Annotated in this window: 26 protein-coding genes; 6 read left to right on the top strand and 20 right to left on the bottom strand. The window is 68.7% G+C overall.

Going from position 1 to position 24,628, the window contains the following annotated elements; genetic code table 11:
- Positions 1 to 91: 91 nt before the first annotated feature.
- The 12 genes from gfa to G0Q01_RS15560 form a co-directional block, all read right to left on the bottom strand.
- The gene (gfa, locus tag G0Q01_RS15615; protein WP_164189636.1) at positions 92 to 718 is read right to left on the bottom strand and encodes an S-(hydroxymethyl)glutathione synthase; all 627 of its coding nucleotides are present in this window, start codon (positions 716 to 718) and stop codon (positions 92 to 94) included.
- Positions 719 to 852: 134 nt separating this feature from the next.
- The gene (locus G0Q01_RS15610; protein WP_164189638.1) at positions 853 to 1,512 is read right to left on the bottom strand and encodes a hypothetical protein; all 660 of its coding nucleotides are present in this window, start codon (positions 1,510 to 1,512) and stop codon (positions 853 to 855) included.
- Positions 1,513 to 1,709: 197 nt separating this feature from the next.
- Positions 1,710 to 2,849 carry a plasmid replication protein RepC gene (gene repC, locus G0Q01_RS15605; protein ID WP_164189640.1) on the bottom strand — a complete coding sequence of 380 codons (1,140 nt, stop codon included), beginning with the start codon at positions 2,847 to 2,849 and terminating at the stop codon, positions 1,710 to 1,712.
- A gap of 180 nt (positions 2,850 to 3,029) precedes the next feature.
- Positions 3,030 to 3,998, bottom strand: a complete 969-nt coding sequence (repB, locus tag G0Q01_RS15600; RefSeq protein WP_164189642.1) for a plasmid partitioning protein RepB — start codon at positions 3,996 to 3,998, stop codon at positions 3,030 to 3,032.
- Positions 3,998 to 5,173, bottom strand: coding sequence for a plasmid partitioning protein RepA (gene repA / locus G0Q01_RS15595; protein ID WP_108970519.1), 1,176 nt, complete (start codon positions 5,171 to 5,173; stop codon positions 3,998 to 4,000). Before repA ends, repB begins: the two co-directional genes overlap by 1 nt.
- Before the next feature lie 357 nt (positions 5,174 to 5,530).
- The gene (gene pqqE / locus G0Q01_RS15590; protein WP_164189644.1) at positions 5,531 to 6,640 is read right to left on the bottom strand and encodes a pyrroloquinoline quinone biosynthesis protein PqqE; all 1,110 of its coding nucleotides are present in this window, start codon (positions 6,638 to 6,640) and stop codon (positions 5,531 to 5,533) included.
- Between the two features lie 70 nt (positions 6,641 to 6,710).
- A complete protein-coding gene (pqqD, locus tag G0Q01_RS15585) occupies positions 6,711 to 6,986 on the bottom strand; it encodes a pyrroloquinoline quinone biosynthesis peptide chaperone PqqD (protein WP_108970521.1) in 276 nt (91 codons plus the stop codon).
- Positions 6,986 to 7,744, bottom strand: a complete 759-nt coding sequence (gene pqqC / locus G0Q01_RS15580) for a pyrroloquinoline-quinone synthase PqqC (protein ID WP_164189646.1) — start codon at positions 7,742 to 7,744, stop codon at positions 6,986 to 6,988. The genes pqqD and pqqC overlap by 1 nt, the downstream gene beginning before the upstream one ends.
- A complete protein-coding gene (pqqB, locus tag G0Q01_RS15575) occupies positions 7,741 to 8,640 on the bottom strand; it encodes a pyrroloquinoline quinone biosynthesis protein PqqB (protein WP_164189648.1) in 900 nt (299 codons plus the stop codon). The genes pqqC and pqqB overlap by 4 nt, the downstream gene beginning before the upstream one ends.
- Positions 8,641 to 8,662: 22 nt before the next feature.
- Positions 8,663 to 8,755: a pyrroloquinoline quinone precursor peptide PqqA gene (gene pqqA / locus G0Q01_RS15570; protein ID WP_040384855.1), complete on the bottom strand. Its 93-nt coding sequence runs from the start codon at positions 8,753 to 8,755 to the stop codon at positions 8,663 to 8,665.
- Positions 8,756 to 8,868: 113 nt separating this feature from the next.
- Positions 8,869 to 9,549: a response regulator transcription factor gene (locus G0Q01_RS15565; protein ID WP_164189650.1), complete on the bottom strand. Its 681-nt coding sequence runs from the start codon at positions 9,547 to 9,549 to the stop codon at positions 8,869 to 8,871.
- A gap of 9 nt (positions 9,550 to 9,558) precedes the next feature.
- Positions 9,559 to 11,046 carry a HAMP domain-containing sensor histidine kinase gene (locus G0Q01_RS15560; RefSeq protein WP_235940187.1) on the bottom strand — a complete coding sequence of 496 codons (1,488 nt, stop codon included), beginning with the start codon at positions 11,044 to 11,046 and terminating at the stop codon, positions 9,559 to 9,561.
- Between the two features lie 271 nt (positions 11,047 to 11,317).
- On the opposite strand from G0Q01_RS15560, the gene G0Q01_RS15555 reads away from it, so the two are divergent.
- The 4 genes from G0Q01_RS15555 to G0Q01_RS15540 all read left to right on the top strand — a co-directional run bounded on the left by G0Q01_RS15555 (position 11,318) and on the right by G0Q01_RS15540 (position 14,061).
- A complete protein-coding gene (locus G0Q01_RS15555) occupies positions 11,318 to 11,521 on the top strand; it encodes a hypothetical protein (protein ID WP_164189653.1) in 204 nt (67 codons plus the stop codon).
- Positions 11,522 to 11,690: 169 nt separating this feature from the next.
- Positions 11,691 to 12,521: an ABC transporter permease gene (locus G0Q01_RS15550; protein WP_370457151.1), complete on the top strand. Its 831-nt coding sequence runs from the start codon at positions 11,691 to 11,693 to the stop codon at positions 12,519 to 12,521.
- A gap of 11 nt (positions 12,522 to 12,532) precedes the next feature.
- Positions 12,533 to 13,267, top strand: coding sequence for an ABC transporter ATP-binding protein (locus tag G0Q01_RS15545; RefSeq protein WP_164189655.1), 735 nt, complete (start codon positions 12,533 to 12,535; stop codon positions 13,265 to 13,267).
- Complete coding sequence (locus G0Q01_RS15540) at positions 13,264 to 14,061, top strand: ABC transporter permease (protein ID WP_164189657.1); 798 nt, start codon at positions 13,264 to 13,266, stop codon at positions 14,059 to 14,061. The genes G0Q01_RS15545 and G0Q01_RS15540 overlap by 4 nt, the downstream gene beginning before the upstream one ends.
- Positions 14,062 to 14,067: 6 nt before the next feature.
- Here G0Q01_RS15540 and G0Q01_RS15535 read toward each other — a convergent pair whose 3' ends face one another.
- Positions 14,068 to 14,949, bottom strand: a complete 882-nt coding sequence (locus G0Q01_RS15535) for a LysR family transcriptional regulator (RefSeq protein ID WP_164189659.1) — start codon at positions 14,947 to 14,949, stop codon at positions 14,068 to 14,070.
- An 81-nt stretch (positions 14,950 to 15,030) separates the two neighbouring features.
- Between G0Q01_RS15535 and G0Q01_RS15530 the strand changes: the two genes are divergently transcribed.
- Positions 15,031 to 15,825 (top strand): phytanoyl-CoA dioxygenase family protein, encoded by a 795-nt coding sequence (locus tag G0Q01_RS15530; RefSeq protein ID WP_203595042.1) that lies wholly within the window; start codon positions 15,031 to 15,033, stop codon positions 15,823 to 15,825.
- A gap of 78 nt (positions 15,826 to 15,903) precedes the next feature.
- Here the strand turns inward: G0Q01_RS15530 and G0Q01_RS15525 are convergent, their stop codons facing one another.
- From G0Q01_RS15525 to G0Q01_RS15510, 4 genes are all read right to left on the bottom strand, one after another.
- Positions 15,904 to 19,119 carry an efflux RND transporter permease subunit gene (locus G0Q01_RS15525; RefSeq protein WP_164189661.1) on the bottom strand — a complete coding sequence of 1,072 codons (3,216 nt, stop codon included), beginning with the start codon at positions 19,117 to 19,119 and terminating at the stop codon, positions 15,904 to 15,906.
- Positions 19,112 to 20,095: an efflux RND transporter periplasmic adaptor subunit gene (locus G0Q01_RS15520; RefSeq protein WP_370457153.1), complete on the bottom strand. Its 984-nt coding sequence runs from the start codon at positions 20,093 to 20,095 to the stop codon at positions 19,112 to 19,114. The genes G0Q01_RS15525 and G0Q01_RS15520 overlap by 8 nt, the downstream gene beginning before the upstream one ends.
- A gap of 138 nt (positions 20,096 to 20,233) precedes the next feature.
- A complete protein-coding gene (locus tag G0Q01_RS15515) occupies positions 20,234 to 21,199 on the bottom strand; it encodes an LOG family protein (protein WP_164189665.1) in 966 nt (321 codons plus the stop codon).
- The gene (locus tag G0Q01_RS15510) at positions 21,196 to 21,381 is read right to left on the bottom strand and encodes a hypothetical protein (protein WP_164189667.1); all 186 of its coding nucleotides are present in this window, start codon (positions 21,379 to 21,381) and stop codon (positions 21,196 to 21,198) included. Before G0Q01_RS15510 ends, G0Q01_RS15515 begins: the two co-directional genes overlap by 4 nt.
- 205 nt (positions 21,382 to 21,586) lie before the next feature.
- On the opposite strand from G0Q01_RS15510, the gene G0Q01_RS15505 reads away from it, so the two are divergent.
- Positions 21,587 to 22,312 carry an STAS/SEC14 domain-containing protein gene (locus tag G0Q01_RS15505; RefSeq protein ID WP_108970532.1) on the top strand — a complete coding sequence of 242 codons (726 nt, stop codon included), beginning with the start codon at positions 21,587 to 21,589 and terminating at the stop codon, positions 22,310 to 22,312.
- 12 nt (positions 22,313 to 22,324) lie between these two features.
- On the opposite strand, the gene G0Q01_RS15500 is transcribed toward G0Q01_RS15505, so the two are convergent.
- The 3 genes from G0Q01_RS15500 to G0Q01_RS15490 form a co-directional block, all read right to left on the bottom strand.
- Positions 22,325 to 22,654 carry a hypothetical protein gene (locus G0Q01_RS15500; protein WP_164189669.1) on the bottom strand — a complete coding sequence of 110 codons (330 nt, stop codon included), beginning with the start codon at positions 22,652 to 22,654 and terminating at the stop codon, positions 22,325 to 22,327.
- 2 nt (positions 22,655 to 22,656) lie between these two features.
- Positions 22,657 to 23,601, bottom strand: coding sequence for a DnaJ C-terminal domain-containing protein (locus tag G0Q01_RS15495; RefSeq protein ID WP_164189671.1), 945 nt, complete (start codon positions 23,599 to 23,601; stop codon positions 22,657 to 22,659).
- A gap of 139 nt (positions 23,602 to 23,740) precedes the next feature.
- Positions 23,741 to 24,580 (bottom strand): transporter substrate-binding domain-containing protein, encoded by an 840-nt coding sequence (locus tag G0Q01_RS15490; protein ID WP_164189673.1) that lies wholly within the window; start codon positions 24,578 to 24,580, stop codon positions 23,741 to 23,743.
- Between the last annotated feature and the right edge of the window lie 48 nt (positions 24,581 to 24,628).

Raw genomic sequence — 24,628 nt, 5'->3', positions numbered from 1 at the left:
GAAATTTCACTCGCGCAACGGTGTTGTTCCCCAAGGTCAAGGAACGCGCGCCTCCGCGCCGACGTCCGCGGGGCGCGCGTGGGACCCCGTGCTAGGAGAGCGCCCCGCTCTGTTTGGCCACATGGGTGGCGATGGCGTCCATCAACGGCGGCGAGAGGCAGTCGTAGGGCTCGAGCCCCAGCTCGCGCAGCCGGCCGCGGATCTCGTCCATGCGGGACGGATCGACGCCGGATTCGATGATCGAAGAGACGAAGGCGGCAAATTCCGCCGGTGCCCATCCCTCCTCGGACGACAATTCCGTGTGCACGAAGTCGAGCCCGTGGAACGGGTGACCAGTGTTCTCGATGCGGCCGTACATATGCACGCCGCAGCCCTTGCAGGCGTGGCGCTGGATCGTAGCCGAGGCATCCACCACCTCGAGCTTGTCCGCATTCTCGAGCACCTCGACCTGGTCCCGCGCGACCACGGCGATCTGGCTGAACACCGCGCCGTCGGGCTTCCAGCACTTGGTGCAGCCGCAGACGTGATTGTGCGCCGTCTGCGCGCCGATGCGGACCACGACGGGATCGCTGCTGCATTTGCACCTGAGCGTGCCGCCGGCAAAATCGGGCCGTGCCGGGGTGATGCCGCCGTCCACCTGCGGATGAATCTTCACATGGCTGAACTGCGGCGTGGACGGGGACTCGTCCCCGCCGAACAATTTGTCGAGAATTCCCATTTCCTATGGCTCCTCCCATGCGCGCCCGCCTCCCTGCGGACCCGTGGCGCAAGGGTGCGGCCTCGTCCGGGCTCTGGCAATGCAACCATTCGTATCGGCTCGGCGCCCCCTCGCCCGCGCTCGGAGGCGGATTGTCAGCCGTACGGGCAGGCCCGGCGCAGCGCCTGGCCGAGATAGGGCGCGACCTGTTCCGGCGGCAGGTTCGCATCGAGCGCCACGAGGCCGCACTGCGGATCGGGATCGCCATCCTTGCCGTCGGTGACATGCAGCAGCCGCAACAGATGCGCCCGGCACAGCGCCTCGAGCCGCGCCCCCAGCCCCTGGCCGGGCATCTCGAAGCCCGAGGCAATCACCAGCCCCGCGCCGGGCAGCGCCAGCGCGTCAAGCGCGCCGAGCCCCGGCACCAGCGGCGGGTCGTCGAAACTGCCGGCGAGCGCCATGGCTTCGGCCGCCTCATGCGCGGCGACAAGACCGGTGATGATCTCCCGCATGCCGGGCTCGCCCTGGGCGGAGGGCACCACCACCGGCGCGCTCGCGCCAAGCGCCAGAAGCGCGACCCAGCCGCCGTCCTGCACCACGCGCCAGCCGATCAGCGCCAGCGCCTCGGCCGCCGCCACCGAGCGGAAGGCCCTGAGTTGACCGCTCAGCATCGAGGGCCGGAAGTCCGCCACCAGCACCGCACCGGGCCAGTCCCCGGCGAACCACGGATGGAAATGCTCCCGCGCGGTTTCGCGCAGCGCGACGAGCTCGGTCGCTCTGAGGCTTGCACCGGGGACGTGCAGGGAGCGGGTCATCTGGACTTCCTTGGTCAGGGCCCAAAGCGGGCGGCGGGCGCTTCGGCGCGGCGGCTCAGCCGCTGCACCAAAGAGATGAGGACAATCTAGCCGAAGCGGGCAGGGCGCCGGAACACAGCCCATGGTCGCAGCCCCGGCGAACCCGCAAAAACTTGCCAGAGGGCCATATTTTCAACCCCCTGAAAACATGCGCATTTTCAGATTGTCAGCTGACAATTTCCCGCATCGGGCCGGCGCGACAGGGCCGAGAGCAGCGAGAAGACGGAGAAAGAGCCCCTCTGCGCCATCTGTGTCAGCCGCCTGAGATAGGCGCCGGGCTTGCGGATCTGCGCGTGGCGTTCGAGCAGGCACAGCAGGGTTGCCGCGGCCCTTTCCGGGCCCATGATCCGCTGCGCTTCGTGCAGCACCGGCGGCTCTATTCCCATCATCGGCGCAAGCCTCTGCGAGATCGCCACCAGTTCGTGCCAGCCCTTTGGCGCATCCGGGAAGAAGGCGCGGTACTCCCGGCAGGTCTCTGCGATCATCGGGACGGTCAGGCGCGTGTCCTTCTCTGCAGGTTCGGCAGTTTCCAGGCGCGTCACCTTTGGCTGCTGCGCGTTCTCAGAGTCAGAATAGGATCTATCTGATTCCTGTATGTGCCGCTCATTTTGGGTGTTGCTGGCGCTCAATGGGGCGGGATCGGAGACTGTCAGCGCGGGGATGTCGTCGGGCGTCTCGGTCGGAAGCTCGGCCTCGAGACGGCTGACAATCGCGGTCAGAACGTCCTCGGAGCACTTGCGGCGCAGCAGCAGGCGGGCGGCCTCGAGAAGCTCTTCGGGCGCGCCCGTCTCGAGCAGCCGCTGGCGCAGCATGCCGAGCCTGGCGCGCAGCACAGCGATGCGTTCGCGGCGCAGGGTGGCCTCGGTGACCGCCCGCTCGAGCGCAGAGGCAGCACGGGCCAGGGGGGAGAGATCGAAGCCGAAGGCGACGCCGATCTCGGACCCGGCCTGGCGGGCGAAGCGCTTGCCATTGGCGCTGTCGTGACGGTGGATGATCCCGCGCGCGGTCAGCGCGGCAAGGTGCCGCCGCAGCGTGCTCTCTGGCATGCCCGAGAGCCGCTCGGACAGCGCCCGGTTCGAGGGGAAGACGATGGCCCCGCCGGGCGTGCCGGGCAGCTCGCGCTCCGGCCAGAAGCTGAGCAGTGCCTTCAGCACGGACAGCGGGCGGTGGCCGAGACCGAAGTCCTCGGCAGCAATGGTCAGATCGCGCAGCAGCGCCCACTTGTCGTGGGAGCCGACCTGCGCCGTCAGGCAAGCCGATAGCGGCCGCCCGACCGGGTGTCGGGACGTGTCCTGCATGTGAATTTTCACGAAAGACAACAAAATTCCTGCCCCACACCGAGATGCGGAGTTGACAGGGACCGGTGCTGGCGGCTAACTCAAAGTGCTACTTTCGAGAAGGGCCTTCCGGGATCCGTCCTGGGGGGCTTTTCTTTTTGTCGCCTGTCCTCTCGTGCCTCCGTTCCTGTTATCCTGCTCTCAGTCTTCCGACCGGGTGCTTTGCCAGCGGTCGTGAAGTTCGGTGATGATGGCTTCGGCCTGCGAGTCGAGCCACCGGTCGAAGCCGTCTGCAGTGCGCGAGGGCACCGTCAGAGTCAATCCGCGCGAGGTGCTGCGCACCTCTGCCAGCGCCATGCCGTCGCGGGAACGCAGGCTGCGCGGCCGCGGGGCAGGGGCCTTGGGCGCGCTCGCCTTGCGCTGCGTCGCGGCATAAACCGCTTCGAAGCGGGCGTCGGAATCCAGCGCCTCGAAATTGGGGTGCCTCATGGCGTCCTCGGCGCGCGCGCTCGCGGCCGCGTCCTGCAGCGCCTTGGCCAGCGCCATCCAGCGGTCGCGGCCGATGCTTGGGGCCGAGCCGATGCGGCGCAGGAAGGGCAGGGCAAAGGCCGTGCCCACCTTCAGCATCCGGCTCACCATCGGCAGGTCGATCGACAGCGCCGCGGCGATTGTCTGCCGGTCATAGCCCGAATCCTGCAGCTGGGCCGCGAAGCTCGCCTTTTCCACGAAGCTGAGATCCTGCCGCGAGGTGTTTTCCTGGCCCTGCGCCATGACCAGCGCGTGGTCGTCGAGCTGGCGGACCATCGCCTTGACCTTCATCCCCAGCTCGCGCAGCGCCCCGAGGCGGCGTCGGCCGTAAACGATCTCGAAGCGGCCGTTGGTCTTGGGATGCGGGCGCAGAAGCACCGGCACCTGCTGACCATAGGTCTGCAGGCTTTCCTTGAGCTGGTCCTGTGCGGCGGGGTCTAGGCCGAGACGGTCTTCGAAACCGGCGTCGTCGATGAGATCGGCGTCGATCTCCTGAACGGCGTTTTCCTGAAGTTTCGACAGCGAGCTCTGCAGCGCGCCGACGGCGCCGCGCGGCATCATCCGCGAGTCGGCCGGGCTCGGCTTGCGTTCGCCGCCCCCGAGCGTGGAAATCCGTGGTTCCAGAATGCCTTTGCGTGCCATCAGCGTCCCCATGCTTTCTGAATGAGAGACTCGACCTCATCATTGACTTGATTCAGTGAATCGATCGCGCGGTCATAGGTGTTGCGGTGGAACTGCGAGCGGTCGACCTCGTAGAGCGTCTGAGTCGTCAGCCCGGCGTCCGAGATCGCGGTGGATTTCAGCATCGACGAGACCATCACCTCCTCGCCGAACAGTTGGCGCAGGAAGGCCACCACCTGCTGCTGCGGCCCGTCATTGGGCTCGTAACGGTTGATCAGGAAGCGCAGGAAGTCGAACTCCATGCTGGCGCCGGCGTTCGACACGACGTCGAGCAGATCGGCGCTCATCTGCAGGAATTGCGCCATCGAGGCGATGTCCAGCATGTTGGGCACGATGGTGATCAGCACGCCGGTCGAGGCGCAGAGCGCCGACATGGTCAGATAGCCAAGCTGCGGCGGACAATCGAAGATGATCACGTCGTAATCGGCCTCGACCTCCTGCAGCGTCGCGGCCATCCGCGCGAAGAACGGCGGCTGCATGTTGGCCATCAGCGCCTGCGGCGTCTCATGCTCGAATTCCTGCAGGATCAGCCCGCCCGGCGCCAGGTCGATGCCGGTGAAATAGGTCTTCTGGATGATCTGCGACATGGGCACCGGATCGTCGTAGCGGATCGCGTCGTAGATCGTGCCGGAATGCAGGAAATCATACTCGGGGCGGTAGCCGAAGAGCGTGGTCAGCGAGGCCTGCGGGTCGATGTCCACGGCCAGAACGCGGTAGCCCTTGAGTGCCAGACGCTGCGCGGTGTGGATCGAGCTGGTGGTCTTGCCCGAGCCGCCCTTGAAGTTGAGGAAGGACAGCACCTGCACCTTGTCGCCCTCGCGGCGGCCGCGCAGGTAGGTGCCCTTGGTCTTGGCGGTATTGTCGAGCGTCTTGCGGATTTCCTGCAGATCTTCGCCGGAATAGTGTCTTCTTCCACCCGGCGTGGTATGCACCTCGGGCACGCGGTTCTCGAAATGCAGCTTGCGCAGGAAGCTCGGCGAGATGCCGAGCAGCTCTGCCGCCTCGCCCGCGGAAAAGCGGCGAAGTTCCTTGCGCGCATCGGGGGCGAAGACCTTGAGCATATGGTCCTCGAGCGCCGCGCTGATCGCCTCGGCGTTCTCCCGCACACGGGCGTTGATATGGATCGGTTCCGCCACTGCTGCCCTCATCTTCGGTAACGCTGTTTTCCGCCAGCGCTTTTATTACCGTTCCTTTATGCAAGAGAGAGCGGAGTTGTCCACAGATTCCTTTGCCAAGAGGGCAGGGGGGCCGCCGCAATATTTTGCGACTCTTCACAGCGCGGACGCAAGGTGACGGATAATTGTCTGAAATTGCGGCGCTTTTTACCTGCCATCCCCGCGCCAGTCGCTGGTGCGTGTGTTCCCGATTGGACGCGGGTCCGAGCGACCAATGGGGAGTCTCGGCGACAGGGTCCGCTGCGCACACGGAGGGCGACTCGCCGGCGAGTCGCCCCGCAACAGGCTCTAATCAGGCTCAAATGGCGCTGTTTCGGCTCATTCGGCGGGTTCCGTCGCGGGCTTGCCCGGGGCGCGCCGATAGGTGAGGGGCGAGTCGGCCAGCGCATGGGCGGCGGCGCGGGCATGAAGGTCGATATGGTGGGGCGAATTGATGCAAACCGGGTCGGTGGCGGCGGGGTCGCCCGCCAGCGCCATCGCCTGGCACCGGCAGCCGCCGAAATCGATCTCGCGGCGGTCGCAGCTTGCGCAGGGCTCCTGCATCCAGCCGGTGCCGCGATAGGCCTCAAAGGCGGCGCCCTCGGTCCAGATCGCCGCCAGCGGCCGGTCGCGGACGCTGTCGAAGCGCAGGTGGGCAATCGTCTGCGCGGCATGGCAGGGCAGCACGGTGCCGTCGGGCGCGATGTTGAGCCCGGTCGAGCCCCAGCCGCCCATGCAGCGCTTGGGGTAGTCGGAATGGTAGTCGGCGGGCACGTAGTCGATCACCAGCCGCCCCTTCAGCCGGACCCGCGCCTCGGCGACGCGGCGGCTGGCCTCTTCGGCCTGCGCCTTCGTCGGCATCAGCGCGTCGCGGTTCTCAAGCGCCCAGCCGTGGAATTGCACCGTCGCCACCTCGATGCGCCGTGCGCCCATCTCGAGCGCCATCTCGATCGCGCGGGGAAGTTGGTGCAGGTTGCGCCGGTGCAGCACCGCGTTGAGGGTCAGCGGAAAGCCGATCTGCCCGATCCACTGCGCCACCTGCAGCTTCCGGGCAAAGCCGCCCCGGTAGCCGCCGATCTCGTCGGCCATCTCGGGCGTGGTGCCCTGCAGGCTGAGCTGGATATGGTCGAGCCCGGCATCGTCGAGCGCGCGCAGCCGGCGTTCGCTGAGGCCGATGCCGGAGGTGATCAGGTTCGTGTAGAGCCCGGCGTCGCGCGCGGCGCGCACGAGTTCCTCGAGATCGCGGCGGGCGGCGGGCTCGCCGCCCGAGAGGTGAAGCTGCAGCACGCCGAGATCCGCCGCCTCGCGAAAGACGCGGGACCACTCCGCGGTGGACAGCTCGGCGTCCTGGCGCGTCAGCTCGAGCGGGTTCGAGCAATAGGGGCAGGACAGCGGGCAGCGGTGGGTCAGCTCGGCGAGCATCGCGATGGGAGGCTTGGCTGCGGTCATGGCGGGGCCTTTGATCTGTGCTGCAGCCCGGGCTCGGCGCCGGGCGCTGCGTATTTGAAAAGGAGACGGGTCAGGGAGAGAGGTCGAGAAAGCGCCTTGCGTGCAGCGCCTGCAGGAAGCCGGCGGCGTCGGCGGCGATCTGTTCGGGCGGCGCGGCGTAGCGGGCGGCAAGGATCCCTGTGATCTCGGCAAGGCTGCGCGTGCCGTCGACCTCGGAAAGGATCGCGTGGGCGATGGGGTCGAGGGTGACCGCGCGCTCGGGAGCGAGCAGCACCCAGCCGCCGCGCACCCGGTCGTGGTGCAGGCGCACGCCGCGGGGCAGGGCGGGGATGGCGGCGGGATCCATCAGGCGGCCTCGGCGCCGGGGGCCAGACCTTCGCCGGGGCGCCAGGCGCCGGGGGGGATGCGCGCGGGATCCACATAGGCGCCCCAGAGCGCGTCGAGCTGCGACCAGAGCACGTCGGTCTTGAAGATCAGCGCGCGGGCGGCCTGGTCCTGTTTCTCGAGGGTGTCGGCGTGGCCCAGCACCCAGTCGAGACCGAAGGCGACGTCTTTCGGCGCTTCCTTGAGGCGGTTGCGGAAGTAGCTCAGCGCCGCCTCGTCGGCGAAGGCGTAGTTCTGCAGCAGCCCCTCGATCCGCGAGGCGTGGATCTTGGGCGCGAAGAGCTCGGTGAGCGAGGCGGCGACGGCCTCGAGCAGGGTCTTGTCGCGGACGAAGCGCACGTAGGCATCGACGGCGAAACGGGTGGCGGGCAGCACGCCCTCGCAGGAGGCGACGTAGTCGCGGTCGAGCCCCACCGCCTCGGCTAGGCGCAGCCAGCGGCGGATGCCGCCTTCGTTGGTCTCGGTGCCGTCGTGATCCTCGATCCGCGAGCGCCAGGCGCGGCGCAGGGCGGGATCCTCGACGCGGGACATGAAGGCGGCATCCTTCATCGGGATGGAGTGCTGATAATAGTAGCGGTTGATCACCCAGGCGCGGACCTCGTCGGGGCTGCACTGCCCGCCGTGCAGCCGGTGGTGGAAGGGGTGCAGGTCGTGGTAGCGCGTCGCGCCGATGCGGCGGAGGCGGGCCTCGAAGTCTGCGCGGGACTCTGCGTCGGTCATGCGGTCAGCTCCATGCCATCGTGGCCTATGGTCCAGCCCGCCGCCTCGGCCTCGGCCCGCTCGGGGGCGCCGGGGCGCAGCACCGGGTTGGTGTTGTTCATGTGGACAAAGACCTTGCGGCCCAGATCGAGCCCGTCGAAGGCGGCGATCGACCCCGCGGGGCCGCTCATTGACATGTGCCCCATGCGGCGGCCGGTTTTTTGCCCGAGCCCGGCGGCGATCATCTCGTCGTCGCGCCAGAGCGTGCCGTCGAAGAAGACCAGCGCGGCGCCGGTCAGCCGGGCGCGCAGGCTCTCGTCGAGCCGGGCGCAGCCGGGGATGTAATAGGCGCGGGCGCTGCCCGCACGCAGCTCGACGCCCACGGTCTGCTCGCCCATGAGGTCGGTGTCCACCTCGGCGCCCTCCATGTAGAGCGGCACCTTGCCGGGCACCGCAAAGAGCGTGGCGCTCAGCCCGGGGGCGATCTCGGCGGGCGTGTCCAGCGCCAGCGCGGCGCGGGGCACCACGGCGCTGTCGAGCGCCGAGAAGACCGGGTTTTCGGCGATCACCGCGTGGATGCCGGGGGTGGCGTAGAGCGTGAAGCGCTGCATCTCGCGCAGCGTCAGGAGCCCGGCGATGTGGTCGATGTCGCCATTGGTCACCAGCACCGAGCGCAGCGGCATGTCGCGCAGCCCGGTGGGGTGCAGCTCGGCGGTGGCGGCGAGCTGCGCACGGATGTCCGGCGAGGCGTTGAGGATCGCCCAGTCCGTGCCATTCGCCGAGACGGCCAGCGAACTTTGGGTCTGGGCGGGGATGTCGCCTGCACGGGCCATCCGGCAGTTCTCGCAGCCGCAGTTCCACTGGGGCAAACCGCCCCCGGCTGCGGCTCCGAGAATACGCGCGCGGATCTGTTGCATCACGTTCTCCGCGCGCGGCTGATCAGAACAGCACCCCGTCGTCGTGCTCGGGTCCGTACATGTTGATTTCCATGCCGCACTCGATTTCGCGGATCACGGGTTTCGTCCAGGCCATGAAAGTCTCCTCCTCTCGCAGGTTGCCATGGCAGGAGTGTGCGGCCTCGGGGGTCCGCGGGGCGACTCTTATCTTCTAAGAAGCGCCGCGACGAAAGTCGGTGTCCGCGCCGCTCAGCGGATCGGCGGCGTGCCCTCGAGGCAGAAGCCCTGCTGCCGCAAGGTGATGATATCAAATCCGAAATCTGCCGAAGGTTTCAATTTCCTGCGCAGGTAACCGATGTAGACATCAACGACGTTTTCCGAGCGCGAGTCGCCGGCCCAGAGCCGGTCGAAGATCTCGCCGCGCGAGAGCGGGGTGCCGGCATGGGTGGCGAGCAACGCCAAGAGGGCGAACTCGCGGTCGGTGAGCTGCAGGCTGCGGGCGCGGGTGCTGAGACTGTGGTCCGCGGCCGACAGGCGCGCGGGTTCGGGGCGGATCGCGGCGGCGCGGTGCTGCTGCACCTGGAGGCGCGCGACGAGCTCGTCGAAGGCAAAGGGTTTGACCACGTAGTCATCGGCCCCGGCGGCGAGCCCGGCGGCGCGCTGCTCGACCTCGGAAAGCGCCGAGAGCATGACCACCGGAAGCTGCGCCCCGGCGGCGCGGGCGCTGCGCACCAGCTCGATGCCGCTGTCGGCGCCAAGCATGACGTCGATCACCGCTGCGTCGAAGCGCTGCCCGGTGAGCCGTTCGAGCGCCAGATCGGCGCGGTTGCAGGTTTCCACCGCGTAGCCGTGCAGCCCCAGCCCGCGGGCCAGGGCCGAGCAGATCTCGGGGTCGTCATCGACGACAAGGAGGCGGGGGGCATGGCTCATGGCGGCAGGCTAGCGCGCGGCGCGCGGCAGGCGAAGCGCGATCTTGGTCCCGGGTGAGCCGCCGAGCGCCTCGGCGCGGGGCAGGGGGCTTTCGATGGCGATGTGCCCGCCCTGCTGCTCGATCACCCAGCGGGCCAGCGGCAGGCCGAGGCCGAAGCCCTGTGTCCGCGTGCCGCCGCCGCCCTGCGCGAAGCGGTCGAAGAGCCGGGCCTGCAGCTCTTGCGGGATGCCGGGGCCGTTGTCGGTGAGGGTGATTTCCGCCTCGGGTCCATCGGCGCGCAGCGCTAGCTTCAGGGCGCCGCCGCTGCGGGCGTGGCGGATGGCGTTGCGGATCAACCCCGCCAGCACCTGCCGCAGCCAGTTGCGGTCTGCCTCGACGATCAGCGCGGCAGGGGGGGCGTCGGGGCCGAGGAGGTGCATCCCGGCGTTCGAGAGCTCGGCCGCGGTTTCGGCCGCAGCCTCCCGCGCCAGCTCCGCCAGATCGACCGGCACCGGGTCCAGCGCCAGCTGCCCGGTCTCGGAGCGGGCGACGCGCAGCAGGTCGTCGATGCGTCGGCTGAGGCGGCTGGCACGGGTCTCGATGGTGGCAAAGGCGGCCTCGGGTGCGGGCGCGCCCTGTCTGCCGAGCTGCGCCTCCATCAGGATCACCGTCAGCGGGGTGCGCAATTCGTGGCTGATGTCGGCGAAGAAGCGGCGGCGGTCCTCGTCGGTGCGTTCGAGCCGGGTGTTGGCGGCGCGCAGAGCCTCGGTACGCTGCGCGATGGTCTGGTTGAGCTGCGCGCGGTCCTCGGCCACCGCCTCGGCGCGGGTGGCGAGAGCCTGGGCCATGCGGCTGGTTTCGCCGTAGAGCGCGCCGATCTCGTCCTGGCGGGTGCCGGGCAGGGCGATGGCGAAATCCTCCTGCCCGATGCGCCGGGCGGCGGCGCGCAGCGCGTCGAGGCGGCGGAACTGCGGCCGCACGAGGCCGAAGTAGAACCCCGTCGAGAGCGCCAGCGCGAGCAGCCCCATGCCGAACGCCGCCAAGACCAGCCGCTGGCGCAGCGCGTCGATGCCCCGCAAGATCTCGCGGCGGAGCCGGCGCTCCTCGTTCACCGCCTCGGCAAGCAGCGGGTCCACCCCCGAGGCGAAAGTGTCGAGATGCGCGCGCAGGCGGGCGGGGTCGGTGGTGTCGGAGGTCAGCCCGGCCTGCGCCGAGTGGAACAGCGCCTCGATCCGGGCGATGGAGAGCGAGAGCGTGGCGCGCCGGCTCTGCGCGTCGAGCCCCTGCGCGGCGGCGACCTCGGTGTCGAGCCCGGCGCGCAGCCGCGCGAAGGTCTGGGCAAGGGTCGCGGCGAGGCCCTGGGTGCGCGCGGCGCGGGTCTCGGGGGGCTGGCCGCGCTGGATCAGCTCGGCGGCGACGACGATATAGGTAGAGACCTGCGTGGAAAGCGCGGCATAATCCTCGAGCCGCGCCTCGGCCGCCAGCGCCGAATCGAGTCGGTCCGAGACCCGGGCCATTCCGAGCACGATGATCGCCGCGGTCAGCAGCGTCGCAAGGCCAAGCAGCCCCGCGCCGAGTCCCAGTCGCGCCTTGAGGGAGAGGCCCGATCGCCCGACCCCCTGCCGCCGAGCTTCCGTGTCTGCCTTGAAAATGTGCGTTCGCCCAAGAAACGCGCGCGTTCTCTGGGCAATGCTGCAGTGCGGCGCAACTGACATAAATCGTGAGACCCGAATATTAACACTCAGGGGGATACTGGAAGGGCATCACGTTCAAACCCACGAGGCAACCATGATTGAGCTTCTCTTTATGGCGTGCTTGTCAAGTGCGCCCGATCAGTGTCAGCAGCGCAGCCTGATATATTCCGATGTCACCCCTCTGGCCTGCATGATGGGTGCCCAGCCGGAACTGGCCCGCTGGGTCGAGGAACATCCGGCCTACACGGTGTCCCACTGGAAATGCCGCGAACTCGGCACCGGTGAGCGCGAAGCGTGACCCCGCGCGCGGCCCGGCGGGCCATCTGCGGAGCGCGATCCATTCGTTAGTGAATTTCTATGTAGGTAATCTCTACCATCCCGGGTGGCCGGGACGAACCGCTCCCTAAGGAGCAATTGACGCGGCGCGACTCAGGCGTCACCCTCTCCGGCTGGAGAGGGAGGTCTTCGTGCAGGGCAGTGACACCGCGACGCGCTTCATTGGCAGGGGCATGGGCGGAACGACAGGCGATGCGCGCAGCGGCGCGCGGTCCGAACCGGCACGGCTCGGCGTCACGGCGGTTTCGCTGGCCGTGCTCGTGCTGCTCTGGGTGCTTGCCGCCCATCTCACCGATGATCCGCAGATCCTGCCGCAGCCCTGGGCGCTGGCGGCGCCCTTTGCCGAGGCGCTGCGCTCGGGCGAGCTGCTCTATCACCTGGGACGCACGCTGGGCCGCGTGGCCTGGGCCTTTGCCCTGGCGATGGGCGCGGGCATTGCGCTTGGCATGGCCATGGGGCGCTTTCCGAAGCTCGACCGTTGGCTCGATCCCTGGCTGGTGATCTTCCTCAACCTGCCGGCGCTGGTGCTGATCGTGCTGTGCTATCTCTGGATCGGCCTCAACGAGACCGCCGCCATCGTCGCCGTCACGCTCAACAAGATCCCCAATGTCGCCACGGTGATCCGCGAGGGCGCGCGGGCGCTCGACCCGGGGCTTGACGCCATGGCGCAGGTCTATCGCATGCCGCTGGCGCGCCGCCTGCGCCACGTGGTGCTGCCGCAGCTCGCGCCCTTCATCACGGGCGCCGCGCGCTCGGGGATCGCGGTGATCTGGAAGATCGTTCTGGTGGTGGAATTCCTTGGCCGATCGGACGGGGTGGGATTTCAGATCCACCTCTATTTCCAGCTCTTCGACGTCGGCATGGTGCTGGTCTACGCGTTTTCCTTCATCGCGGTGATGCTGGCGGTGGAATGGCTGGTGCTGCAGCCCTGGGAGCGGCGGGTGCGCCGCTGGCGGGGGTGACCGGAGCCTGAATGACCGCCCTCGACGTCTCTGATCTGCGTTACAGCTACGGGTCCAAGCGCGCGCTCGACGGTGTGAGCTTTGCGTTGCGCCCCGGGTTCACCGCGCTGCTCGGGCCGAACGGGGCGGGCAAATCGACGCTCTTCGCGCTGCTCACCCGGCTTTTCGTCACCCGCGAGGGGCGCATCACCGTCGCCGGGCACGACATGGCCCGCGCGCCGCGCGCGGCGTTGTCGAAGATCGGCGTGGTCTTCCAGCAGCCGACGCTCGATCTCGACATGAGCGTGATGCGCAACATGCGCTATTTCGCGGCGCTTCACGGCATCGCCGGGCGCGAGGCGGTGCGGCGCAGCGAGGCGGCGCTGGCGCAGCTCGGCATGGCCGAACGGGCCGGGGAGAAGGCGCGCAATCTCAACGGCGGCCACCGGCGGCGCATGGAGATCGCCCGGGCGCTCATCCACCAGCCGCAGGTGCTGCTGCTCGACGAGCCGACGGTGGGGCTCGATTTCGAGAGCCGGCAGGCCATCGTCGATCACGTGCACGGGCTGGCGAAGGCCGGGCTGACGGTGCTCTGGGCCACGCATCTCGTCGACGAAATCGCCGAGGGTGACGACGTGGTGGTGCTGCACAAGGGGCGCGTGCTCGCGCATGAGCCAGCCTCGGAGCTGCGCGCCCGCCGGCCGCTGGCCGAGGTGTTCATCGAGATGACCGGGCAGAAGAGCACCGCGCGGGAGGGGCAGGGATGAACGCCTGGCTGGTCGCCATGCTTGCCATCGTCCGGCGCGAGGCGGCCCGCTTCGTGCACCAGCGGTCGCGGTTCCTGGCGGCGCTGGTGCGGCCGCTGGTCTGGCTCATCGTCTTTGCCGCAGGCTTTCGCGCTGCGCTGGGGATGTCGATCATCCCGCCCTACGAGACCTATATCACCTACGAGGTCTACATCATCCCCGGCCTTTGCGGGATGATCCAGCTGTTCAACGGCATGCAGAGTTCGCTTTCGCTGGTCTACGATCAGGAAATGGGCTCGATGCGGCTGCTGCTGACCTCGCCGCTGCCGCGCTGGTGGCTGCTGCTGTCGAAGCTGCTGGCGGGGGTCGCGGTCTCGGTGCTGCAGGTCTACGTCTTTCTCACCGTGGCGGCGGGCTTCGGCATCGTCCTGCCGGGCTGGGGCTATGTGCTGGTGCTGCCGGCGCTGATCCTGTCGGGGCTGATGCTGGGGGCGCTGGGGCTGCTGATCTCGTCCACCATCCGCCAGCTCGAGAATTTCGCCGGGGTGATGAACTTCGTGATCTTCCCGATGTTCTTCCTGTCGACCGCGCTCTACCCGCTTTGGAAGATGGCCGAGAGCTCGACCCTGCTGCGCGACATCTGCGCGGTGAACCCCTTTACCCATGCGGTCGAGCTGATCCGCTTCGCGCTTTACCAGAGCCTGAACGGCTGGGCGCTGCTTTGGGTGGTGCTGGCCTTTGCCCTGTTCTTCGGGCTGGCGCTGGTCGGCTACGACCCGGCGCACGGGATGAGCCGGCGCCCGAAGCGCGGCTGAGCGGAGTCAGGCGAGGCAGGTCTCGAGCGCCGCGACAACTTCGAGGAAGGCCGGGTCGGTGTCGCGCAGGCGCGGCCAGATCAGCGCGATCTCTGTCGCCGCGTCGGAGGTCGAGATCGGCACCGTCGCCACGGGGCGTCCGTCGTAGCAGAGGCTGCTCGGCGGCGCGGAGTAGCTGATGCCGATCCCGGCGCCATGCGCCGCCAGCGAGCGCATCATCTCGAGCGAGCGCACCCTGTGGCCGACGGTGGGGCTGAGCCGCATGGCCTCGAAGAGCGTGGTCATGAAGCCCTCGGACAGCTCTTCGGAGAAGAAGATCAGCGGATGCGCCGCCAGTTCCTGCAGGGTCAGCGTCTCGTTCCGGGCCAGCGGATGGTCCGGCGTGAGGAAGGCCACCGGCAGGATCGTCTTCAGCACGCGGCGCTCGAACCGCGCGCCGAAGCCGACGTCATAGGAGATCGCCAGATCGACGCGGCCCTCGTCGAGCGCCGCGGCCAGATCGGAGAACCGCCCCTCGGCGCCCTCGAAGCTGACCTCGGCAAAGCGGCCGCGCAGGTGGTCCAGCGCCTTGGCGAGCTGCAGCGGCGCGAGATCCTCGAAGCAGCCGAGCACAAAGGGCGCAGGGCTGTCCGAGCTGCGCTCGATCCCCTCGGCAAGCAGCAGCAACTCGCGGATCCGGCCGAGGAGGCGATGTCCCTGCGGTGTGATCTCGACCGGGGCGCCCTTGCGGCGCAGGAAGAGGCGGGTGCCGAGCCGCTCTTCGATCCGGGTGATCGCCACCGACAGCGAGGGCTGCGAGACGTTCAGCCGCCGGGCCGCCTCGGTCAGGCTGCGCAGCTCGGCGACGGCGATCAGGTATTCGTATTGGCGCAGGGTGTTATATAGCATGAAGTTATGTAATTCATGATAAGACATTATTGGAGGTTATCTTTTAGCGGGACTAGGCTCGCCCGAAAAGAGGATATTCCGATGCACGCACTACTCACTCAGGACATGGTCGAGACCTTCCAGCGCGACGGCGTCGTGCTGATCAAGGGGCTCTTCGCCGACCACGTTGACGACATCCGCGCCGGGATCGCGCGCAACATGGCAGAGCCCGGGCCCTATGCCGCCGAGAACCTCAAGGAGGGCGAGGCGGGGCGCTTCTTCGACGATTATTGCAACTGGCAGCGCATCCCCGAGTTCGAGCGCGTGCTGCGCAGCTCGCCCGCGGCCGAGGTCGCGGCCGAGCTGATGCGCTCGGACAGGGTGCAGGTCTTCCACGATCATGTGCTGGTCAAGGAACCCGGCACCTCCAAGCCGACGCCCTGGCACCAGGATGGGCCCTATTACTTCGTGGACGGGATGCAGAACGTCAGCTTCTGGTCGCCGGTGGACCCGGTCACCGATGCCAGCCTGCGCTGCGTCGCCGGAAGCCACCTGTGGGACAAGCCGGTGCTGCCGAAGCGCTGGCTGTCCGAGACCGACTTCTTCCCCGACAGCGACGCCTACATGCCGGTGCCCGATCCCGACGCCGAGGGCATGGACATCCGGGAATGGCAGATGGAGCCGGGCGATGCCGTGGCCTTCAACTACGGCATCCTGCATGGCGCCCGGGGCAACACCTCGACCTCGCGCCGCCGGGCCTTTTCGCTGCGGCTGGTCGGGGACGACGCGCGCTACGTCGCGCGCCCGGGTCCCACCTCGCCGCCATTCCCCGGCCACGGCATGCAGCCCGGAGACGTGCTGCGCGAGGACTGGTTCCCGGTGATCTTCGAGCGCTGAGGGCGCTCGCGGCGGGGGGGCTTGGGCTGGGGTCAGGCGGTGGTCCAATCCGCCTGGCCGCAGGGGCGCTCGCCCCTGTCAGGTCTTTGCCAGCCGGTAGATCGCAGGGATCACCAGCACGGTCAGCGCGGTCGAGGTCAGCAGCCCGAAGAGCAGCGAGATCGCCAGGCCCTGGAAGATCGGGTCCATCAGGATCACCGCCGCGCCGATCATCGCCGCCAGCGCGGTCAGCAGGATCGGCTTGAAGCGTGTCGCCCCGGCCTCGATCAGCGTCTCGACATCGAGCGGTTTGTCGGGCTGGGCGTGGCGGATGAAGTCCACCAGCAGGATCGAGTTGCGCACGATGATCCCCGCCAGCGCGATGAAGCCGATCATCGAGGGCGCCGAGAAGGGCGCGCCAAAAAGCCAGTGGCCGACGATGATGCCGAGGAAGGTCAGCGGCACCGGCGTCAGGATCACCAGCGGCAGGCGGAAGCTGCCGAACTGCGCCACCACGAGGATGTAAATTCCCAGCAGGGCCACCGCGAAGGCCGCGCCCATGTCGCGGAAGGTGACCCAGGTGACCTCCCATTCGCCATCCCACAGAATGCTCGGGCTCGAGGTGTCCTGCGGCTGGCCGTGCATCGAGATCGACGGCTTTTGCCCTTCGGGCCAGTCGAGACCATCCAGGATGTCGGCGGCGGCAAGCATGCCGTAGAGCGGCGACTCGAAGTCGCCCGCCATCTCGCCCATCACCATGATCGTCTCGAGGCCGTTGTGGCGGAAGATCGGGAAGGAGGTGAGCTCGTCCTGCAAGGTCACCACATCGCCCAGTTCCACCACGCCGCGCCCGCCGGGCAGGGCGTCGGCCGGCACCGGGGTCGAGAGCGCGGTCGCATCCATCACCCGGTCCGAGCGGTCGCGCGACAGCACGATGGGGATGGGCCGCCGCTCGCCGCCACGGTGCGAGTAGCCCACGGTGCCGCTCCCGTAGAGCAGCGACAGCGTCTCCAGCGCGTCGGATTCCTGCACCTTGTAGAAATCCAGCGCCGAGGGGTCGAGCCCCACGCGGCGGCGCGGGGCCTGCACGCCGTAGCTGTCGTCGACATCGACGACGTAGGGGATCTCGTCGAAAGCGGCGCGGACGCGCTCGGCCACCCTGCGGCGGCTCTCGGCGTCGGGGCCGTAGACCTCGGCCATGAGCGTCGAGATCACCGGCGGGCCGGGGGGCGGCTCGACGGTCTTCAGCACCGTGCCTGCGGGCAGCTCGAGCGCCGCGAGCTTCTCGCGCAGGTCCAGAGCGATCTGGTGGCTGGTGCGGTCGCGGTCCCCCTTGGGGGCGAGGTTGATCTGCACGTCGCCCATCTCGGGGAGCTGGCGCAGGTAGTAGTGCCGCACCAGCCCGTTGAAGTTGAACGCCGAGGCGGTGCCCGCGTGGGTCTGGGCCGAGATCGCCTCGGGCAGGGTGAGCGCGACGCGCGCCACCTGCTGCGCGACCGCGGCGGTGGTCTCGAGCGCGCTGCCCTCGGGCAGATCGATGACCACCGACAGCTCGGACTTGTTGTCGAAGGGCAGCAGCTTGACCGTGACGTCGCGCGTGTAGAGCGCGGCGAGCGAGCCGAAGGAGAGAACGGCCACCCCCAGCAGGAAGAGCGCCGAGACGGATTTGCGCGCCAGCAGCGGCCGGGCAACCGCGGCATAGAGCCGCCCCAGCGCGCCACCCGCCGCGCCGTGCTCGGCGCCAGGGTGCAGCGGCGCGCGGCCGGCGATCCTGAGCATCAGCCACGGCGTGATGATCACCGCCACGAAGAAGGAGAAGATCATCGCCGCCGAGGCGTTGGCGGGGATGGGGCTCATGTAGGGCCCCATGAGGCCCGACACGAAGAGCATCGGCAGCAGCGCCACCACAACGGTCAGCGTGGCCACGATGGTCGGGTTGCCGACCTCTGCCACCGCCGCGACGGTGGCGCCGAAGCGGCTCTGGCCCGCGTGCTTCATGGCCCAGTGGCGGGCAATGTTCTCGATCACCACGATGGCGTCGTCGACGAGGATGCCGATCGAGAAGATCAGCGCGAAGAGCGACACGCGGTTGAGCGTGTAGCCCATGATCCAGGCGGCGAAGAGCGTCAGAAGGATGGTCACCGGGATGACGATGGCGACCACGATGGCCTCGCGCCAGCCGATGGCGAAGAGCACCAGCACGACGATCGACAGCGTGGCGAGCCCGAGGTGGAAGAGCAGCTCGTTGGCCTTTTCGTCGGCGGTCTCGCCATAGTCGCGGGTGATCTCGACCGTTATGGACGAGGGGATGATATCGCCCTCCATCGCTTCGACCCGGTGCAGGATCTCCTCGGCAACCACAACGGCATTGGCCCCGGCGCGCTTGGCCAGCGCCAGCGTCACGGCGGGGCGGCTCTCAATGCCTTTGGGCCCGTGGCCGACGGTGCTGACGTAGTCCACGCCGGTGTCGGTCTCGAGCGTGACCTCGGCCACGTCGCGCAGGTAGACGGTGCGCCCGTCGCGGGCGGTCAGCTCGAGATTGCCGATCTCCTCGGAGGTGGTGAGCGTCTCGCCGACCACCAGCCCGACCTGCCGGCCGCCCTCGCGCAGGGTGCCGAGGGGCAGCGCGGTATTGGCGCCCTCGATCTTGCCCCAGAGCTGTTGCAGGGTGATCCCGTAGAGCGCGAGCCGCGCCGGGTCGGGGTTCACCCGCAGCTGCGGCTCGGTGCCGCCGATGACATAGGTGAGGCCCACATCCTTGATGGCCGCGAGCCGCGCCTCGAGCTCGCGCGCGACGCGGGTGAGATCGGCGGGGGTGACGGCGGTCTGCCCCTCGGCGGGCGAGAGGGTGAGCGCCACGATGGCCACGTCGTTGATGCCCCGCCCGACGATCAGCGGCTCGGGGATGCCGACGGGGATGCGGCCCAGGTTGGCGAGGATGCGGTCGCGCACGCGCAGGATCGCGGTGTCGGACGACACGCCGACGTTGAATCGCGCGGTGACCATGACCACGTCGTCGCGGGTCTCGGAGTAGACGTGTTCGACCTCGTCGATGCCCTTGACGATGGTCTCGAGCGGCTCGGTCACCAGTTTCACCGCGTCCCCGGCGCGCAGCCCGTCCGCCTGCACGTGGATGTCGACGAGCGGGACCGAGATCTGCGGCTCCTCCTCGCGCGGCAGGGCGGCAAGGGCGATGAGGCCCACCGCGAGCGAGGCGATGAGGAACAGCGGGGTGAGCGGCGACTTGAGGAAGGCGCGGGTGAGGTGCCCGGCCAGTCCGAGGGCGCCCGAGGCGCCGCTATCGTGGTCAGTCATCGAAGAGCACCACGGCCTCGCCGGCATCGAGCCCGGTCAGGATTTCGCGCCATGCGGCGCCTTCCCGGGTCACCGCGCGGCCCGGCACGACGATGCGCTGCACCGGTCCCTCGGCGGTTTCGACCAGGACCATGTCGAGCCCGCCGCCCCTGCCGATTGCGGCCTCGGGCACGAGGATGGCCTGCCGCGCGCCCACCGGAAGCCGCACCGGCAGGCGCAGGCCGACGTAGCGCTCTTCGAGCCCGGCGACCTCGACGTCGGCCTGCAGGCGACCGCCCTCGATCTGCGGGTAGAGCTTGGCGATGGTCCCCCCGCCAGTGGGGCTCCCGGTGGGACTTGCGGGGCCGTGGCCTCTTTCCATCTCGATCCGGTCGCCCTCGGCCAGGGTCTGCGCGAACCGCTCGGGAATCGACAGGCGCAGGAAGGCGCCGCCGCTGCCGATCAGCGCAACCGTCTCGCCTTGTCCGACGAAGGAGCCGCGCGAGACCGGCACCGACAGCACGATGCCCGCCTCGGGCGCGGTGACCCCGCCTTCCTCGATCTGCCGCTGGATCACCCGGCGCTGCGCCTCGGTTGCGGCGATCTGACTGGTCAGCACGTCGACCGAGGTCTGCAACGCGTCGAGCCTTTGCGCCGAGATCGTGCCGCTCTGCTGCAGGGTCTGGCCACGGGTGAGATCGGCTTGGGCGTTGCCGAGCTGGGCGCGCAGGGCCTCGGCCTGGGCATCGAGCGCGTCGATCTGGACCGAGAGCTTTTCATCCTCGACGGTGCCGACGAGCTGCCCGGCGTCGACCCGGTCGCCCTCGGTGACGTTCAGCGCGACCAGCGTGCCCGCGATGCGGGCCCGGGCGGGCAGCTCGTTGCGGGTCTCGACCTCGCCGTAGACGGGCTTCCACTCGGTGATCGGTTCGGAAATGACGGGCTGCGTCTGGGCCAGAGCGCCGCTGGCGGCCCAGAACAGGAGTATCGAAAGCACGGTAGGTCGCATGGCAGTCCCTCGCGGTCGACTTAATATTCGATAAGGTGAATATAAATAGAATTCCAGTAGAAACCTGCACTTCATACTTGGGCGAGGCGTTGCCGGGCACAGGCGATCATCGGCCCCGCGCCCCGCTCACCTGTCCGCCAGGACCTCGGGCGCGGCGCCGGTGAGCTCGCGCCCGGCGCTCTGGTACCAGCGCTGGAGGCCGTCCCAGATCTCTTCGGCCTCTTCCGCGTACCAGAAGAGATCGCGGTCCTCGGGGTCGATCACCCCTTCCTCGACAAGGAAGTCCACGTCGAAGGCCCGCCGCCAGAAGCTTTCGCCGACCAGCACCACGGGCACCGGGAGGATCTTGCGGGTCTGGATCAACGTCAGCGTTTCGAAGAGCTCGTCCATCGTGCCGTAGCCGCCGGGGAAGACGACCAGCGCACGGGCGCGCTTGAGGAAATGCAGCTTGCGCAGGGCGAAGTAATGGAAGCGGAAGCAGAGGTCGGGCGTGAGGTAGGGATTGGGGTATTGCTCGTGCGGCAGGGTGATGTTGAGACCGACACTGCGCGCCCCGGCCTCTTGGCTGCCGCGGTTCGCCGCCTCCATCATGCCCGGCCCGCCGCCGGTGACCACCACCAGCCGGTTGCCGGGCGGCCCTTCCTGCGAGCCGACGATCCGCCCGAAGGCGCGCGCGACGTCGTAGTAGCGACTCTTGTCGGCCACGCGCCGGGCGATGGCGAGGGCGTCTTGCAGGGCCGGATTGCCGGGGGATTGCGCCAATGCGGCCGCGCGCGCGGCCACCTCCGCCGCGGCGCGAGCCGGCTCGGGAATGCGCGTCGCGCCGAAGACGACGACGGAATGGGCGATGCCATGCGCCTGCAGCAGCGTCTCGGCCTTCTGGTAGTCGAGCATCAGCCGCACGCCGCGCATGTCGTCCCGGTCGAGGAAGTCCACGTCGTGATCGCCCGCTCGGTAGCTCGGACTGGCCATGATCCGGCGCACGAGATCCGGCGCGCGCCGGTCCTCGGTGGCGGGTTTCGGCGCGCACCAAGGCAGGTCCACGTCGCGCTCCGCGCTCGGCGGCGGTGTCTCGGGGCAATCTTCCATCATCGGCCCTCCTTCTTCTTTGCGCGCACCGGCAGGCGTCCGGCGGCAAGCTCCATGATCTCCGCGGTGAACGCATCCCGCCGCTGCCGCCCGAACGCCGCAAAAGCCCCGCCGAAATGCTCGTCCACCACCGCGCGGCGGAGGGCGGCGACCTTGTCTGCCGGGTCGAAGCTCTGGGGTTTCATGGGGCGGTCCTCGCCAGGACGATCTGCTTCAAGGTAACGGATTCGCGCGCCGTCACCTTGCGCCGTGTCAAACCCCCCGCCTTTGCAGCGACTTGTGAAGGCGACCGCGATCCCCTTGCCTTGCGCTTCGCGACAGGTCCCGGGTCAGCGCCGGGCTTTCCCGCGGCGCCCGCGTGGCGCATAGTCAGCTCAGGAGGATCCCACCATGATAGACGTGAAAGATATCGGTGAGCACGGCATTCTCGAGCTGACGATGACCCCGCCGGTCACCGATTCGGATTACCGCGACAAGCTGATGCCCGCGCTCGACGCGGCGCTGACCAAGGGGGACCGGCTTCGGTTGCTGGCCATTGTCGAGGCGCGCCCCTCGGAATTTACCCTCGGCGCGATGGTGCAGGACGCGCGGACCGGGCTCAAACACTGGCGCGGCTTCGACCGCATCGCGCTGGTGAGCGACGACAAGGTCGTCAGGGCGGCGGTCGGGGGGGTGTCGGTCTTCATGCCGTGCCCGGTCTCCACCTTCGCGATGGCCGAGGTCGACGCGGCGCGGCGCTGGCTGCGCGAGAGCCTCGGCACGATCCAGCAGGAGGATCTTGGCGACGGCATGCTCGAGGTGCGGCTGCGCGGAAAAGTGGATGGCGCAGCCTATGACGAGGCCATCGGCGATCTCGACAGTTTCTTCGCGGCGCATGAAACGGTGCGGCTGCTCATCGACCTGCGCGATTTCGACGGCTGGCAGGGGCTCGACGCGCTGCGCGACCATTTCTACCTCGTGCGCGGCCATGCCAAGCGGGTGCAGCGCGCGGCGATCGTCGGCGATGCCGGCTGGCAGGAGATGGCGGTTCAGATCGGCAAGCGCGCCTTCGGACTCGAGGCGAAGTATTTCGCCGCCGCCGATATGGCCAAGGCGAAGGCGTGGCTGGCGGGTTGAGTGCGCCGAAGGCTAGCGCCCGAGCCGCCCCTGCACGCGGAGCCTGACGTCGTCGGGCTCCTCGCCGAGCGCGCGCAGGAGCGCGGCGAGATCGCCGCGGGTGCCGTGCAGCTGGTCGATGAGCTGCATGACCATCCCGAGCGCGTCGTCGTTCAGCTCGAAGTCGTCGCAGAGATCGCAGAGAAGCTCCATCCGCGCGATGTCGACCTGGCGATAGACCGCCCGACCGCTCGCCTCGGCGGGAAAGATCACCTGCGCGCGCAGGAAGCGGGTGAGGCGCGCGCGGTCGAGCCGCCCGACGGCGGCGATGGCTTCTTCCTCGGAGTAGAAGACGCGGGTCATGCTCAAGTCCTCCAGCCCTTGCGCGGATCATACGGATGGCTCTTGGCCCAGTCCTCCATGAAGTCGGCGAGCCTGTCGTCGACCTGCTTGGGCATCACGATCTGCAGCTCGATGCGCTGGTCGCCGGCGGGGCGTCCCGCGGCGGCGACGCCCCGCCCGCGCAGCCGCAGGGTCTGGCCGCTGCTGGCGCCGTTGGGGATGGTGACCTTCACCGGCCCGGCGATGGTGGGCGCCTCGACCTTGGCCCCGAGCGTTGCCTCGTAAAGGGTGATCGGCAGCGAGATGACGATGTCGTCGCCCTCGCGGCGGAAGATCGGGTGCGGCTGGATCGAGAGGGTCACATAGGCATCGCCCGGCGCGCCGCCGCCGATGCCCGGCCCACCCTTGCCGCGCAGCCGCAGGGTGGTGCCGTCGGCGACTCCCTTGGGGATTTTCACCTCGAGGTTGCCGCCGCCGGGCAGGGTGATCCGCATGGAGCCGCCGTTCGCCGCGTCGAGGAAGGGGACCTCGAGCGCGTATTGCGCATCGGCGCCGCGGGCGCGGAAGCCGTAGCCGCCCTGTCCCTGAGCGTGTCCACTGCCCTGGCCCCCGGCCTGACGGCGCAGGAACTCGGCGAAGATGTCCTCGGCGTCGCCAAAGTCCTCGTAGCGCGGGTCGCGGCGGTAGGGGTTGTCGGCCTGCTCGGCGAAATCGCGGTAGAAGCGGCGCTCCTGCGGGCGCTCCTGCCCGCTGGCGTCGATCTCGCCGCGGTCGAAGCGGGCGCGCTTCTCGGGGTCCTTTAGCAGCTCGAAGGCGGCGCCGGCCGCCTTGAAGCGCGCTTCGGAGGTTGAATCGCCCGGGTGCAGGTCGGGGTGGCTCTCCTTGGCGATCCTGCGGTAGGCCTTCTTGATCTCGTCGGCGCTGGCGGTCTTTGTCACGCCGAGCACGTCATAGGGGTTGTCGCTCATCGCCGCTCCACCGGTGAGTCCGCTCGTGACGAGTAGAGCCGGTTCGGGCGTGTCCCGCAACTGCGCGCTGCGGTTTTCGGGCCCGAAGGCCGGCAGCCCGGGGGCTGCCGGCGTGGACCAGGGTATGAGAGCGCCGGGCTCAGTAGACCGTCACGTCGAAGCCGAACCACTTCTCGGAGAGCGCCTTGGTGGTGCCGTCTGCCTTCACCGAGTCCAGCGCCTTGTCGAACATCTCGCGCAGCTCGGTGTCTTCCTTGCGCAGGCCGACCGAAGAGCCGCGGCCGAGGATGCCGCCCTGGAAGCGCGGGCCCGCCATGGTCATCTCGGCGTTTGCCGGTTCCTTGATCGTGGTCATCAGGTAGGCGGGCGAGGCGATCACCGCGTCGATGCGCCCGGCCAGCAGGTCGAGGTCATGCTGCTCGGTCGCCTTGTACTCGCGGATGGTCAGCTCGTCACCGAAGGTCTCCTGCATGAAGCGGGCCGAGATCGCCGAGCTCTGCACGCCGATGGTCTTGCCCTTCAGCATCGGGCGGATCTCCTCGATCGCCTCTGCCGCGCCCTCGGGGTTGTTGGCGAGGTTGAACAGCTCGCCCTTCAGCGGCAGCTGCTCGAGCTCGCTGCCCTTGAGCACGCCGAAGGTCTGGCCGGTGGAGCCGTAGGGCTGCGAGAAGGAGATCACCTCTTCGCGCTTTGCAGTGGCCGACATGCCGGCCATGATCGCGTCGTACTTGCCGGCCAGCAGGCCGGGGATGATGCCGTCCCAGTTCTGCGCGACGAGGGTGCATTCGACCTCCATCCGCTCGCAGAGCACCTTGTAGAGATCAACCTCGTAGCCGGTCAGCGTGCCGTCGGCCTCGGTGAAATTCCACGGCGCGAAGGCGCCTTCGGTGGCGATGGTGACGTGGGTCCAGTCCTTCGCCTCGGCAGTTGCGGCAATGGCGGCAAGGCCGAGCGTCGCGGCGATGAGTGTTTTTTTCATGGTGTATTCCCTTGTTGGTCTTTGGTTGCTCTGTTCGGGGGGAGCGCC

Source organism: Salipiger sp. PrR007 (assembly GCF_010499845.1).
Taxonomy (GTDB): Bacteria; Pseudomonadota; Alphaproteobacteria; order Rhodobacterales; family Rhodobacteraceae; genus Salipiger; species Salipiger pacificus_A.
Note: the sequence above shows the minus strand (reverse complement) of the source record. Positions and strands in the feature narration are given on the sequence as shown.